This window comes from Spiroplasma endosymbiont of Polydrusus formosus, assembly GCF_964263245.1.
Taxonomy (GTDB): Bacteria; Bacillota_I; Bacilli_A; order Mycoplasmatales; family Mycoplasmataceae; genus Spiroplasma.
This window is the reverse complement of the sequence record NZ_OZ181656.1, coordinates 694481-708753: the sequence shown is the minus strand read 5'-3', so window position 1 is coordinate 708753 and position 14273 is coordinate 694481. Positions and strand designations below refer to the sequence as shown.

24 protein-coding genes are annotated in these 14273 nt (G+C 22.2%); 11 read left to right on the top strand and 13 right to left on the bottom strand.

Annotated features, from left to right (window positions below):
- Positions 1–733: 733 nt before the first annotated feature.
- Together ACE38S_RS03765 and ACE38S_RS03760 are read left to right on the top strand one after the other, a co-directional pair.
- Complete coding sequence (locus tag ACE38S_RS03765; protein WP_374696465.1) at positions 734–1084, top strand: hypothetical protein; 351 nt, start codon at positions 734–736, stop codon at positions 1082–1084.
- 1216 nt (positions 1085–2300) lie between these two features.
- The gene (locus tag ACE38S_RS03760; protein WP_374696464.1) at positions 2301–2510 is read left to right on the top strand and encodes a hypothetical protein; all 210 of its coding nucleotides are present in this window, start codon (positions 2301–2303) and stop codon (positions 2508–2510) included.
- 631 nt (positions 2511–3141) lie between these two features.
- Here ACE38S_RS03760 and ACE38S_RS03755 read toward each other — a convergent pair.
- From ACE38S_RS03755 to ACE38S_RS03700, 12 genes are all read right to left on the bottom strand, one after another.
- On the bottom strand, positions 3142–3276 hold the full coding sequence (locus ACE38S_RS03755) for a hypothetical protein (protein ID WP_374696463.1): 135 nt from the start codon (positions 3274–3276) through the stop codon (positions 3142–3144).
- A gap of 144 nt (positions 3277–3420) precedes the next feature.
- A complete protein-coding gene (locus ACE38S_RS03750; protein WP_374696462.1) occupies positions 3421–3561 on the bottom strand; it encodes a hypothetical protein in 141 nt (46 codons plus the stop codon).
- 38 nt (positions 3562–3599) lie between these two features.
- Positions 3600–3830, bottom strand: a complete 231-nt coding sequence (locus ACE38S_RS03745; protein WP_374696461.1) for a hypothetical protein — start codon at positions 3828–3830, stop codon at positions 3600–3602.
- A 238-nt stretch (positions 3831–4068) separates the two neighbouring features.
- Positions 4069–4215: a hypothetical protein gene (locus ACE38S_RS03740; protein ID WP_374696460.1), complete on the bottom strand. Its 147-nt coding sequence runs from the start codon at positions 4213–4215 to the stop codon at positions 4069–4071.
- A gap of 156 nt (positions 4216–4371) precedes the next feature.
- Positions 4372–4506 carry a hypothetical protein gene (locus tag ACE38S_RS03735; protein WP_374696459.1) on the bottom strand — a complete coding sequence of 45 codons (135 nt, stop codon included), beginning with the start codon at positions 4504–4506 and terminating at the stop codon, positions 4372–4374.
- Between the two features lie 351 nt (positions 4507–4857).
- Complete coding sequence (locus ACE38S_RS03730) at positions 4858–5016, bottom strand: hypothetical protein (protein ID WP_374696458.1); 159 nt, start codon at positions 5014–5016, stop codon at positions 4858–4860.
- Positions 5017–5128: 112 nt separating this feature from the next.
- Positions 5129–5530 (bottom strand): hypothetical protein, encoded by a 402-nt coding sequence (locus ACE38S_RS03725; RefSeq protein WP_374696457.1) that lies wholly within the window; start codon positions 5528–5530, stop codon positions 5129–5131.
- A gap of 417 nt (positions 5531–5947) precedes the next feature.
- Positions 5948–6070: a hypothetical protein gene (locus ACE38S_RS03720; protein ID WP_374695820.1), complete on the bottom strand. Its 123-nt coding sequence runs from the start codon at positions 6068–6070 to the stop codon at positions 5948–5950.
- A 10-nt stretch (positions 6071–6080) separates the two neighbouring features.
- The gene (locus tag ACE38S_RS03715) at positions 6081–6227 is read right to left on the bottom strand and encodes a hypothetical protein (RefSeq protein ID WP_374696456.1); all 147 of its coding nucleotides are present in this window, start codon (positions 6225–6227) and stop codon (positions 6081–6083) included.
- A gap of 136 nt (positions 6228–6363) precedes the next feature.
- Positions 6364–6564 (bottom strand): hypothetical protein, encoded by a 201-nt coding sequence (locus ACE38S_RS03710; protein WP_374696455.1) that lies wholly within the window; start codon positions 6562–6564, stop codon positions 6364–6366.
- Positions 6565–6925: 361 nt separating this feature from the next.
- Complete coding sequence (locus tag ACE38S_RS03705; protein ID WP_374696454.1) at positions 6926–7138, bottom strand: hypothetical protein; 213 nt, start codon at positions 7136–7138, stop codon at positions 6926–6928.
- A gap of 130 nt (positions 7139–7268) precedes the next feature.
- Complete coding sequence (locus tag ACE38S_RS03700) at positions 7269–7463, bottom strand: hypothetical protein (protein ID WP_374696453.1); 195 nt, start codon at positions 7461–7463, stop codon at positions 7269–7271.
- An 807-nt stretch (positions 7464–8270) separates the two neighbouring features.
- Between ACE38S_RS03700 and ACE38S_RS03695 the strand changes: the two genes are divergently transcribed.
- The 4 genes from ACE38S_RS03695 to ACE38S_RS03680 all read left to right on the top strand — a co-directional run bounded on the left by ACE38S_RS03695 (position 8271) and on the right by ACE38S_RS03680 (position 10442).
- Entirely contained in the window at positions 8271–8462 is a 192-nt protein-coding gene (locus ACE38S_RS03695) for a hypothetical protein (RefSeq protein ID WP_374696452.1), read from the top strand.
- Positions 8463–8488: 26 nt separating this feature from the next.
- Complete coding sequence (locus tag ACE38S_RS03690) at positions 8489–8665, top strand: hypothetical protein (protein WP_374696451.1); 177 nt, start codon at positions 8489–8491, stop codon at positions 8663–8665.
- Positions 8666–9103: 438 nt separating this feature from the next.
- Positions 9104–9241, top strand: a complete 138-nt coding sequence (locus tag ACE38S_RS03685; RefSeq protein ID WP_374696450.1) for a hypothetical protein — start codon at positions 9104–9106, stop codon at positions 9239–9241.
- Between the two features lie 430 nt (positions 9242–9671).
- Positions 9672–10442 carry a hypothetical protein gene (locus tag ACE38S_RS03680; RefSeq protein ID WP_374696449.1) on the top strand — a complete coding sequence of 257 codons (771 nt, stop codon included), beginning with the start codon at positions 9672–9674 and terminating at the stop codon, positions 10440–10442.
- Positions 10443–10500: 58 nt separating this feature from the next.
- Here ACE38S_RS03680 and ACE38S_RS03675 read toward each other — a convergent pair whose 3' ends face one another.
- Positions 10501–10623, bottom strand: coding sequence for a hypothetical protein (locus ACE38S_RS03675; RefSeq protein ID WP_374696448.1), 123 nt, complete (start codon positions 10621–10623; stop codon positions 10501–10503).
- 1823 nt (positions 10624–12446) lie between these two features.
- Between ACE38S_RS03675 and ACE38S_RS03670 the strand changes: the two genes are divergently transcribed.
- The 5 genes from ACE38S_RS03670 to ACE38S_RS03650 all read left to right on the top strand — a co-directional run bounded on the left by ACE38S_RS03670 (position 12447) and on the right by ACE38S_RS03650 (position 14179).
- Positions 12447–12626: a hypothetical protein gene (locus tag ACE38S_RS03670; protein ID WP_374696447.1), complete on the top strand. Its 180-nt coding sequence runs from the start codon at positions 12447–12449 to the stop codon at positions 12624–12626.
- Between the two features lie 105 nt (positions 12627–12731).
- Positions 12732–13019 (top strand): hypothetical protein, encoded by a 288-nt coding sequence (locus tag ACE38S_RS03665; protein WP_374696446.1) that lies wholly within the window; start codon positions 12732–12734, stop codon positions 13017–13019.
- A 46-nt stretch (positions 13020–13065) separates the two neighbouring features.
- Positions 13066–13332, top strand: a complete 267-nt coding sequence (locus tag ACE38S_RS03660; RefSeq protein WP_374696445.1) for a hypothetical protein — start codon at positions 13066–13068, stop codon at positions 13330–13332.
- Between the two features lie 3 nt (positions 13333–13335).
- Positions 13336–13476, top strand: a complete 141-nt coding sequence (locus ACE38S_RS03655) for an IS3 family transposase (RefSeq protein WP_374697129.1) — start codon at positions 13336–13338, stop codon at positions 13474–13476.
- 322 nt (positions 13477–13798) lie between these two features.
- Entirely contained in the window at positions 13799–14179 is a 381-nt protein-coding gene (locus tag ACE38S_RS03650; protein WP_374696444.1) for a transcription antitermination factor NusB, read from the top strand.
- Positions 14180–14273 lie beyond the last annotated feature (94 nt).

The following is a 14273-nucleotide window of genomic DNA, read 5'->3' as shown; positions in this document are numbered from 1 at the left end:
AGATTATATTGTTTTGCTGCTATTCAACAACTTTTTTGTTTAATTTCATTAATTATTTTTTTCTAAATTATGATGTATATTTGTTATATTTTTGTTATTTTATTGTCATATAAATGCCCCCATATAAAAATTTAGCAAAATCTTTTTTTATTTTACTTAATTTTTGTGACGCACTATTCACTACCCTTTCTTTAAAAGTAAAATGATGAAATATTTTTAATTTCATACTTATAGATTACTTTCATTTTTAATTGAATTAAATTATAATATAATTTATAAGTAATGTAAAATGGAGATTATTATTAATCAATTTAGCAATATTAACAATAAAAAAACGAGTTAATAGTTATAAACATTTAAATAAAAAATATGATTTAAATTTTAGTGACTATAATTTTGGTTTTGATTGAGAAGTATTTAAAGATTTCGTTGATGATAATTATGCCAGATATTTTACAACGAATTGTTTTTTTAAGTTTGTTTCCACTGGAATAGGTACAAATAAAACACGAAATCATTTGGCAGAAAAATTATTTTTTGCTTGTAATTTTATCGATGCTTCGTTGATCATTTTACGAAGATACACCAATACCCACGAAGATACGACATTTGGTGATAATACCATTATTGTCTGTAATTACTTATATGATAAATATAGGGTTGATATCGGACCTGATAATGAAAACGGGCATTGTTTTTTTGACCGAAAAACGTTATTAAAGAAGGGTTTTGTGTGTGGTGTAAAATTGTTTTTCCTAGTGGTATTCGCATTACTTTTGCGGGATATGCGAATGGCAATAAAATTATGGGGAAAGTTGGTAAAGGTAGTGGTATTATCTCAGCTTGAACTGATGAAATGATCCATGCCGAAGAAAAAGAAATCTTAACTGATAAAGAATTCGATAAAAGATATAATAATTTAAGATTTTCAATGTTTCGTTCTAAAAATTTAAAGGTATCTTATGAAAAATATACCGATGATGATGGTAATAAACAATATAACTTAGATAATAATATTGCAGTAAAAGAATTACCTTGAGTATTTCAAGAATGAGATAATATGACAAAAAATATAGCACCGTAATAACATATTTTTATAAAACATACTTTAATCAGTTTATTTTTAGGTCTCACAAAAAAGATTGGGTTTTTAGAAAAACTTTGAAATTGAATAATAATAATAAAAAAACCATTTTAGTAAATGGTTTTTTTATTTGTAAAACCAAAATTATTAATTGATTCAGAGAAAGGACAGTATCTTAAATATTTACATAAAAACTATAATAACTTTTTGATACCATATTTAAGTTGTATTATACATTTATTAAATATCTTAAAAATCTTTATAAAGTGTACCTGTTTTTCTCCTAATTTAAGGTGTTGTTCTTTCTTTGCTTTAGTTAATTAATTTGCTATAAAAAACTTAATATCAAGAAAAGGAGCAGATAATGGAAATTAATAAACAACAAAAAATATGGCGATATTGATAATTGCAATAAAGCAATATCCTTCATTATTGAAGAATTTTTATCAAATAAAGTTTTATGAACTTGTGAAAAAAATAAAGATTTATTAAATCAGACAAAAGATAAAAAACAAAAGCTATTTTATCAGAAACTAGAAAATTCAAAAATTATCTTTGATTGAGAAACTGGTTCTTTTAAACTTTGATTTTATAAAACAATTTAATGAATTTTGGGCAGTTATTTTAAATAATTAAGTGCTTCCATAAGAACATGAATTTAAACTCATTCCCACAGCCAGCCCCGATGCAAGTGCTGAAATAGTGTATTAGGAAATATATGTAAATCGACGATAGTTTATTAGAACTAATTGATAGTTGTAATAAGTGCAAGGTCAACATCAAACCACAATAAATATTGAGATGATAACTTTATAAATAAATTTGGCGATAGATATTACTTTTTAGAAGTGGCAGCAGTTTTAAAAACCACAAAGCCAGCACCAGGCTTTTCAAAGTGCGAGTGAATTTATTTTAAAAACTGAACGTTTTGACCTAAAATGGTGTGGATAAAGAGAGATAATTATTTGGCTTTACCTTATAAAAACAACTGTCGATTATTAAATAATATACAGCCACCGCTTACCACCAGTGAAACGGATAGTATATTGAAAAAATATCAATTATATAACTACAATTTGTACCATCTGGTGTTTGTAAGAATTCGCATTAATTATCTTTTTCACTATCACCAACGGGTGCTTGTGCATATAATGCTTTTGTACGTTCATTAATTAGATAAACTCGGTTAGTTTTTTGTTTAATTGTTTTAAATTATATGTTGAATAAACTATATTATTTGTTATTTTACCATCCTTTAATTAAAACAGTACATATTACTTTATTAACTAATAAATTAGTAAAACCTAAGCTAGTATCATTTGCATCAAAGATAGCACCAACTTTATCATTACCTTATTCTCTAAATATTTCAAATGGTAAATGTTATTTACCATTTGAGTTTTCATATCAAAAAGCATCATTATAAAAACTATAAATATTAGCACTCATAAAAAAACCCATTTAATCATTGAAAATTAGGACAAGTTTTTTAATCTTGATTAATTAAAAACTCAACCCCGAGGAATACCAAACGAAATAAAGTTTAAAAATTTACTAACATCACCGGTTATTGTAAAGGGTTAAATATTAATTTTTGCGTATAGTTTAAAGATAATACAGTTATTTAACGGTTAATAAAATTATTCATATTTAAAATATCCTAAACATTACATGCACCCATTTTATTATATTCAATTTGAACTTGGTCAAAACTGTATTATCAAATTCATCTTTTCTTCTAAAATACAATGATGCTTGAGTACTAATAATATTGTCAACTATACCCGTTTATTTTTATTTTGTTTGGTGGTGTTATTTTTCAATCTTTTGATCAATAAAATTTAGAATTCTTATCTTCTGTATGAATAGTTGTGCCAACAATGGGATTTGTTGCTGTTGAATTTGTTTTATCAGTTATAACAATAATTTAACTATTTTTTTGATTTAAAAAGTCATATTTACTATCCATATCTGTTTTTCAATATTTATAACCAGTTATCATAATTGGTTGAATCCCTTGGATGTTATATAAATTTACTTTGGTGAAGCATAAGTATTTACTTTGTCGGGTGGACAAAAGGATACATGTTATACATTAATAAATCACGATAATTCATTACTTTTGGATTAAATTGACCTTTAATAATTGGTCGATCAATAATTGGCATATTAAAAAAGATCGGATTACCCATAAAATTTAACTGTCATTAATCTAACACCAGGGTCTTTTAATAAAACCTCATCTAATTAAACAATGCCTTTATTTATTTTTTCATTATAAGTTATTTTAGGAAAACAATAACCTTCCCCGGGGCGCCTGATGTTTTAATAAATTATTACACAGATAAACCACTATTACTAATTTTGTTATTAATACTTGAAAAAGTAATTTCTTGTCATAAAAAACTACCATCATATGGTGAATAATAAATTAATAACATTTGATAGATATAATCATTGTCTATCTTGGGGTGCATAATTAATATTACCACCACCAATATTTAAACCACGGTCATTAAATACAATTATAAAAATTATAATAATCATTAATATTTAATTTACTTGTATCTTCATCTAAAATTAATAAATTGTATTGTTTTTCGGTTGATTGTTTGGTAAATACTTGTTCAAATTTAGCTTTCACAAATTGAATTGAACTTTTATCATCAATCACATAAGCATCCCAATATTTACCAACTTTAACTTTTTTTGTGTAAAAATTATCAGTTTTATTATCATTATTCATAAAATAACTTAATTTATATTTATTTAATAATTATAACATTATATTAATATCATAAATGTTTTCACCATCAATTAATTTTCAATAAACATTGCTATTTTCATCTTTTAATTTTATAACAAAAAGTATCTTGTTATTTGATCATAATTGAGTTAACTGGTTGATTTTTAAAATCATCCATCGTTAAGATATTAATTTCTTCACCTTTATATTTTTGTACTATTTTTAAACTATCTTGTTATTAAACAATCGTACTTTCCATATTATCAAATATTTGTGAATAACTACCGTAATTACTTGGTTTAGCATTATTAGGTTTTCAACTTGTTTTATTATCGGGGATATACGAACTATAAACATTAAAAGAAAATACCATTTCAATGTCCATTATTTTTTATGTTTTCTCTTATATTTATTAAAGTATCGTGGGCCTGTTTTCTTAATTATTCGATAACCTCTGTGGGTTAATTATACTAATTTTTAAATTCTCCTCAATTTCTGCTCTACCTTGTAAGGAATTTTGATTATTACCAATTTCATCATATTACATTAATTTATTATTATGTTCGATCTCTTTTGTTTGCATTTTCTCTTGTCATGCCTCTATTTTTTCAAAATATTTTGTTGCTTCTAATTCATCGATGTTGTCATATTCAATTATGGCTCTTATTGGTTCCATTGTACCATTATCTAATCTAGCAGTAATTAATTAATTTTGTCACATTTGGTTAACTAAACTAGCACTAATAAATCAAAACCATAAGGACGTTCGCCTGTGCCATCTCATAAACCATAATATTTTAAAACAGTATCAAACATTTTAGTATAATATTGCTTACGGTATGCTTGTAAATAGGCTTGTTTTTCTAAGTCTTTTGTTTTTAAGTTAATAATGATTGGGTTTTATTTTGATCACCATCTGATTTATCGTCAAATGGACTAGAAAAATGACATGCTAAATATATTTTTCTCAATAATGGATTTTTGTTCTTTAGTATATGTTTATAATTTTGGTGTATATTGTTACTACTTATAAATATTGTGATGATGTCTCATCTGATGCCGTTTGACTTGATTTAATAAAAATATCATCAAAAATATTTTGATATACTTTTTTATTTCCCATATTATAAGTAGCAAGTAAACTATCATCTAATTGACCATATCAATGCGTGTACGATATGCTCATCTTTCTTTCGATTTAATATTAAAATTATCTTCTAAATCAAATTGTAATTTATAAAAATTTGCCATTGTAGATCAAGGGTTTAATGTAGTTGAAGTTAATAAAAAAAAATAAATTATCGAACTAAAACAGGTCTAATATTATCTTTAATTTGTGTTTTACTTTGCCCAACAACTACCTCGTTATTTTTAGGTCAACCCTTAATAACTATTTTATCTTTGGTACAAATTAAATTTAAAATAAAACCACTATCTGGTTTATGATAATTTAATCAAATATCAGCATCTTGTTCAATTTCATTTATTTTACTTACACGAGATGTAAAGTTAAAATGGTTGATTAATAAATCAATATTTCCATCACTATTTTCTAATAAACCAAAAATAGTTTTACCCATTAAACTTGCTGTTAACTCATTTTTATCTAATTTTTCTTTTATTTTATAAGTTTCATATCATCAATTTAATTTTTTTAAAATGTCTTTACGATGGAGACTTAAATAAAATATCTTTACCATTTATTAATCTCGTTTGATGGCTAGTAATAATATTTGCTAAATTAATTGTTCAATCATAATTATAAAATTTTAAAACACTATTAATATCATTTAAGTTTTATAAAATAAGGAAAGTATTATTCATGGTTATTTTTCTTCTTTAATTTTAAGATAAATGCATAATTAATAATATTTACTGTTAATAAATTTGGCTCATTTGATAAAACTTGTACACATACTTTAATTTTTTGATATTTTTTAATATATTTGTTATATAAATTTAATTTACATATTGCGATATTATCTTTTTTTAATTATTGACAAAGTCTTTTTTAACTTGTCCGCAAACAGATATATATGTTCTTTTGCATTTGTTACACTCTCATCATATATTACATAAATATCTTTTTTTAATTAAGTTATTTAATCCCTTTGTTGTTATAATTTATAATCTGCTGAACTATTATGTTTAACCATTGATATTAATTCAAAATGTAAAGTATAAAAATCACTATCAAATATATCACCATATAAGTGTCTAGTATTTTTCTTCTCTGGCATTTGATTTATCTTATCATTTAATTAATTTATATTGTGTTTTACTTACAGAACATTTTTCTCATAATCATTTTAATTGGTTTGTATTTATCAACATTGTAAATGTTTCAATACGATATCTTATTTTAAATTTCTGTTTTTGTGTTGGTTTAAATGTCATATATTGCCCAAAAGAGTAATTATATTTCTTTTGATTTAAACTTTTTGTAATGTTGAATAAGAACTGTTGTCAACATTAATTGATATTCCTTATTGTATTAAATTAAAGTATTGATTTAATTGATTGTTATAAAAAACTATAAAATATCTTTTACTTGTTCTAATTCAGTTTTAAATTGCTGTGTAGCATTTGAATGAGTATATTCTGCTATTTTATATGCTTTTTTATCAAAAAATGATATTATATAATTAAAAACTAGCAGTAGTGGTATGTCTTTTGGACTAGTAGCATTATCAGACAATCCTCAACTCCATACTTTTGTTCTTTCAATATCCAATTGTTACAATCTTAATCGCTCATTAACTTTATCTTGTGGTAATTAATAATTAAGTTTTCAACTAGAATAATGAATAATAATTTTCATATTTTATTTTTTAATATATTTAATTTTTTCATATTTACTATGAATTATTTCTTCATTAAAAGATAATAATTCATTACAATAGTCAACAATATATCGTTTTAAACTTTCATGATTACATGTATTAATTGTTATTTTATTTTTATAACCACTAATAACAAACTATAAATCACTTAAATCTTTTTTTTTGAAATTGGTCACATTCTTTTCTTCAATCAATAACTAATTTATATTTATTAAAATTAGCAAAGGTTTTTAATTTTTCTTTCCGACTTTGTTAATGTAAACCTTTACAATATATTTTGCTATCATTTGATAAAGTAAAAGTAAAATTTGATAAATTAATACTATAAGGTATATTATTTTCATCTAACATATTTCATATATTTTGAAAAACACTATCTTTTAAATCTTTACTCCAATACATACTAGCAATTATACAAATTGGCTCTTTAATTAATAAACTAATTTTTAATAATTCACCAAACATTTTAATATTTGAAATAGTCTTACCGCTATATCCTGTCCAAATTTGATTAATTTCATTAATTAATTAATATTTTTTAGTAAATGCGATATTTATTGTCAATACTACTATTTTGTAATAACCAATAAGGAGTTTATAATAAATAAGTAAAATGATTAAGTATTATTATCACTTTTTTAATATCTCTAACACCTGTTTGTAAATTAATAATTATTGGTTGTTGATTATTTAAGTTTAATTCTTTTTCAAGTTCTTTTTCTTGCAGTGAATATTTATGATTAAATGCGACGCTATTAATATAACATAGTATCTTCTGAAGTTTAACCATTTGTTTAATAAGTTAACTTTCTATTTTATCAACTTGTTTTTCAAATAAAGAAACTATCTTATCACTCGCGTAACTATCATACCTTCACTTGCGAAAAAGGTTGAATTTATTGGTTAAATTATTTAAAGTATATAAAAAAATATTATATAAGTAATTTATCACGTCAAAACTGCTCTATTTTACGATCAAATGTTCGTAAACTTGCTGTTTTTGGGTTAAATTATTTCATTTTTACTCCTTTTTTTGCATATTAAAGTTACTTATTAAATAATAAGTATGATTTAATATGATTAAATAAAAGGGTAAATAGAAATATATAAAATAACCGCGATGGTTATTTTATATTAATTACATTTTACATCAAAACAAAAAAAGTAAATTACTTTACTTTTTTCAGTTAAATTAATTTGCTAATAATTAACAATTAAATTGTAACATACTAAATAAAAATTACTATCTTTTTTTTTTTTTTTGCATTTTTATTATTTTTTATAATAAAGTCCTAAACTATGGAAAAAAGGTAAAAAATGATAAATATTGATGAAAACTTTTTTAACAACTCTAATATTTTATTAGATAAACAAAGTATCAATTTGATTAAACAAAATTTAGAAAATTATAATAAATTAATTTTTAAAAATTATAAGAATGATGAAAGTTTAAAATAATATAAAGTAAAAAAACAAAATTGAAATAACAGTAATAATTTTAAAAGGATAAATAACTTTAAAAGAAGAAGATATTATAAAATTAATCCAGAAATAGGTAAATAATAATATGTTTTTCTTTTAGATTTAATTGTTGGAATTGAAAAAATGAAAAAGAATAACTAATGATGTTAAAGAAAAAATATTATCATTTATTACTGAGAAAAAAAGATATAAGGATATTTTAGATACTATGGAACATGTAAAAATTATTTTAATGACAATATTTAATATTATGAAAAATGCAAAAACAGATGAAGAATATTACATTAATAAAATTAATAAAAAATAGATATTTCGCACACTTTATATATTCAAATGGACGGTACTTATTTGAAAATGTTATATGCAACAAAACAAGGAAGAAAAAAGATAAAAAAACACACGATAGTATTCTACTATACATACTTGGGGTGTGATGAAGAAAAATATACTGTAAAAAGACCTGTAATTAAAGATAAATTAGGTGTTATAGAACTAGATAATATTCCATAATATATTAAAAAAATAGTAAATTAACTAATTTTGTTAGTAAATTACTTATATTAATTACAAGTTATTATGATATTAATGACAATATTGAAATTCTTATTTTATAAGATGATGCACCTTGAATTAAAAATATTGCAAAATTTATTCAATAATATTTATCTAAAAATAAAGTGAATTACACCACAGATAAATTCCCATCTTACAAGTAGATTTTAAAAACTATATCCTATCAAAGTAAAAATAAACAAAATAAAGAAACAAATCATAAATCCGTTGATTATTTTTAATGATAAATATGAAGAATTATTAGAATGCTTAGAAAGCAGCACTTCTTTTATAAAATAAGCAAAAATTAAATTATTAAAAGAGACAATTAGATTAATTAAAAATAATGAAGAAAGAGTCAGACAACAAACATTATTTCATAGTGTTTGTTGTCATATGGAGGATAATATTTTTCATTATTCAAAAGGCACTATGATAAAAAAAGCTATTTATAGTGAAAAAACCATTAGAAATAAATTAAATACTAGTATGATAGGATTAAAAAATAAAATTAATTTACTTGATACGAATTAACAATTAGAAGAAATTAAATTTAATTGTTCAGTTAATAATTTTGTAAATAATAATTTACAACCAATTTTATATTTTTATTAGTTTTATATAATAAATTAAATAATTTTAATAAAAATGTATTTTTGTTGTGGAAAAATTTAAAAAAATACAAAAATATATTGACAATAAAATTGAAAGTAATACAATATAATTAAGTAAGTGATATATATATCATTCCACAATTTTTAAGGTATTAATTTAAGACCCAAAATAATTTATACGATCTATTTTTAATCCTTTTGATAAATACCATGTCTTTTATGAAAAATTTGTAACACCATATTTACCGTTAAATGAACGAATAAAAACGCTTTTAAAAGAACACAATCAAGTATATTCCGAAAATAACCAAGCTTTTAATGGCTTAGGGGTCTTTAATTTACGATTAACAATGGGGGCTGTTTGAAACAAAATTCTGGATATTCTTCAAAAACTTGTTTTAACAAATAAAGAAGAACGACCAGATTTATTTGAACTTGAATACTACGGTTTTGAATATAACGATAATGACCCCAGCATTTATGTTTTACGAAATTATCGTAAATATATCCAAGCGTATAATTTACAAGATTTTTATAATTCAAATACAAAGCAGTATCAATTTGATAGCTATGCAATTGGTGTTGATTATGCTAATGGTAGTGAAGATCATACGGTGTTTTCATTTATTGGTTATAAAATAAATGAAAATAATGAATATTATCAGTATTTAATTGTCGAAAACGTTATTACCCCCAAAAACACCATGAATTTAAATGAAATAGTTGAACATTATGGCCAATGAATAATTAATACCTTTGATAAATTTGATGGTTTTGAAGCTTCCACATTTCATTATGATATCAATGCCCATGACTTTATGCAAAAATTACAAGAAGATATTGCCCCTTATTTAGGTTATAAAATTAAAATGTTTAAAGCCAAAAAACACCAAACATCACTTAATAAAGAAGCAGGGATAATCAATCGGGTAACATGAATAAGAAAAATGTTTGTGCAAAGCAAAATCTATGGCATGTTAGATAACTTCCCATTTTTAGATAAGTGTGTGGCATTAGTTAACTGAGATTTATTGATGCCAAAACAAACACATTTGATAGTAAAATGCATCACATGACCCATATGATGTTTTGTTTCACGGTTATTATCCATATCGTTTTAAAATGGGAATATAAAAAATTGCTTTTATTTAAAAGAAATTTTAATTTTTTATTTTTAAATTATTTACCACATTTTTTGTCGCCCTCGTTAATAGTTATTCATTTATCATCTATTTTTTGAATGATAAAACTACAATTTTCACATTTACTTAAATCTTCATCTAAACTTGTTAATTTATGCATAATATAATCCTCCTTTTTATATTTATAATATTTCATTGATGATCTATTCATAGGTTTGTTTTTGACGTTAATAAATATTAATATCTCAAATTCTATTTATTTTATTTTCAGTCTTAATAAATGTATCAGAGTTATTTGTTATATTTTAAGATAAAAATTAATAAATATTATCATTTTTTAATCATTCTAAAATTGTGGTAGTATTTTTATTGTTTTTTATATTATTAATAATAACAGAAATTCTTGGTAAATTTTTATTATTTTTTTTTTGCAAATAACATTTAAGGTATTTTTTAAATTAATAATACCCTTATAACTATCTATACCAGAATTAATTGGAATTATAATTAAATCAAGATAAGGTTAAAAAGATATAATCCTAATTATTTTACTGTTGGATGGTAATCCATCAACACATAATCATAATTATCAAATTTATTTTGATTTGACTGATAAATAATATTTGTAATTAAATACCTATCTTTTTTTGATAAATGGTGTTAATTAAGGTACTGTTTTTATTTAATTTTTAATTATCAACAATAATATCGATATTTTTGTATTTTATTGATTGAATAAGATTTTTTATAGGTACCATATAAATATTGTTAATTATTTTTGACAACAGTAATTTACTTTGTGATATATCTTTTGTGTTGAAAATTGTACGTATAAAGTTGTTTGTGGGGTATCCAAGATTAATCAACAATACCTTTGTGCCACTTATATGCGATATTTTTGCAAAAGGCTGTTTTACCAATGCCATCTTTTTTGTTATAAAAACTAATCATCTTTATATTGTTTGTTTTATTTATCATATCGTTCTTCTAAAATTTTATTCATAAGTGTAGTTAATTTTCAATAATTTTCTTCTGCTTCTTCTCTAAATTTTTTTATTAAGTTTTATTTAACTGTCATTGATGGTAAAACATTTGTTTTTAAATTTCTTTTTTTAAATTCTTTTGTTTCTTTAAAATTAGATAAATTTTTAAATATTTTATTGTTTTCTGAAAATTCATTATTTATTTTTTTAATTGAGATAATTTATTAATTGTTTGTGGCATAAAAATATCTCCTTTCTATTTACAAAATTATTATATAAAATAATATAAATAATACAAGTATTATAAATTTTATTTATAGAAAAAATAAAATTTAATTTTGGATTGGTAACCATTTTTAGAACATTTTTTATATGGACTTTTGTTTTCTAAATTCAACAGGTATTAAATAATTTAAACTACCGTGAATTATAATATAATTTCTGTACGATGAACCGGCAAAAAGTAAATCTTATAAATGGAATTAAAACTAATAAAATTAAATTAGGAGACAAAAATTAAAAAATTATTAATTATTTTATGATCAATAAGTTTAAGCACAACAAGCTTAAATGCTTGTGATAAACCACAACAAAAAAATATTCATATAAAATATAAGATATGTAAATTGTAAATGCAAATGTAGCACTTTATTGAAAAAGAATAAAGTGCTTTTTATTTTGTAAAAAATACTTATATTTATTGAATTAATTGTTAGATAGTATCTTTTGCACTTAATAAAATAGGTTTTTCTGAAAAATTCATCCTTTCTTTTTTTAAAAAAATTTTTAATAATTGTTTTATTTAATTGTTAATTAATACTTTGGATATGTTACAATAAGCTGTACCTTATTTATGTTAATTTTCAAATAAAATATAATTATGAAGAAAGTAGGAATATAAAAATAGGGAAGAAATTAATCGGTATATGAATTTAAAAAACAAATTGTTTTACTTTATCAAAATGGTAAAACCATTCTTGAAATTTTTAAATAATATAAGGTGTCAAAATCAACTATATATCAGTTAATTGAAAAATTTCATAATTCTGGATCTTTTAAAGCAAAAGATAATCACACTGTTGAAAAAATGAACTTTGATTGCCTTGCAAAAAGAATTAATCCAATTATAATGAAAAACAACCCTTTAAAGCAAGTAGTGCTGATAATTGGCAAAAAATAGAAATTATTAACAATAATAAAGAAAAATATTCCATGCGAAAAATTGGTTAAATAGGATCAAAATTAAAGATAGCAAAATCAACATATTACTATCAAATTAATAAATGTGGCTATTGTTGATGTTAATAATTATGAACAAAAAGTTATCAGCGCATTTAAGCTAATCGCCAAAATTTATGGGTCTTATAAAATTAAAGCTTTTTTAATTAAAAAAGATATTATCTTGTCGTGAAAAATTCGCCAAATTATGATTAAAAATCAGTTAGTATATAAATGCACCAAATTAAAATATCGTAATCATAAGTTGGTGGTTAATAACAACGAAATTATCAACGTTTTAAACCGTGAATTTAATATTTATAATAAAACAAAAACCCAATGAAGTTGTTGTTAGCGATTTAACATATGTTCAAGATGGTGCTAAATAACATTATCTTTGTTTGTTAATTGATTTGTTTAATTGTGAAATAATTAGCTATAGTTCTCGAACAAATAAAACAGTACAACTAGTGCAAAAAACCTTTTATTCAATTACAAGACCATTAAAACAAATTACGTTATTTCATAATAACTGGGGTAATGAATTTAAAAATAAAATCATTGATAATAACTTAAATATTTTTAACATCAAACGATCATTAAGCAATAAAAGATGTCCTTATGATAATGCTGGGTCTGAAACAATTTACAAAAGTTTTAAAACATAATTTATCAAGAAACAAAAATTTATAAATTTAACCCAATTAAAATACAAATTATTTAACTTTGTGCATTGATATAACAATATTCGAATTCACGGTAGTTTAAATTATTTAACATCTTTTGAATTTATAAAGCAACAGTACATATAAAAGTGTCATAAAAATGGTTGCCAATCTACTTTACAAAATTAATCAAAAACATAAAAGGTGTTTGATATTATAAAAAATATGTTTGGAATTGTTTAGTAATATTATAATTTAATAATAAACAAAAAATAAGTTATAATCTTTGATTTTTAATTTTACAATTCAGGTTTTTTAAAATAAGTTTTATTAAAAATATTTTTAATTTGATATTTTTTGTGATTATTTTTTTTTTATTTTTAATTTGTTTTAATTTTATTAAATTTTTATTATTTGTTTTTACATTATACAAGGTTTATATCATTATATTTAAAAAGGAGTATGTCACGTGTCGAAACGCCAGGAACGCATTAATATTATTAATTTGTTATATCGTAATTTTGTTTTACAGCATGATGTTTTAATAACTAAACAAGAAACTTATGATTATTTTCAAACAGCAACAACAACCATTGAAATAATCCAAATTGAGGAAATATTAGCAAATTTGCCAGATATTATTGCAAATATTAATCAATATTTAAAATCTGGTTGAGATTTTGAACGCTTAAGTAATTATCATAAAGCTGTTTTAGTATATGGTGTTTATGAAATTCGTTATCAACAATTATCAAAAGCGATTGTTATTAATGAAAGTTTAGAAATTTTAAAATTATATAGTGAAGATACTGATTTTAGTTATATTAATTCAGTTCTTGACCAAGTCTAAGCAATAAATTAAATTTAATATTACTGGTTACTAAAAATAAAAAACAAAAATAGAAGACCGCACCCCAAAAAGTAAGTAAAATAAAAAGATTTTG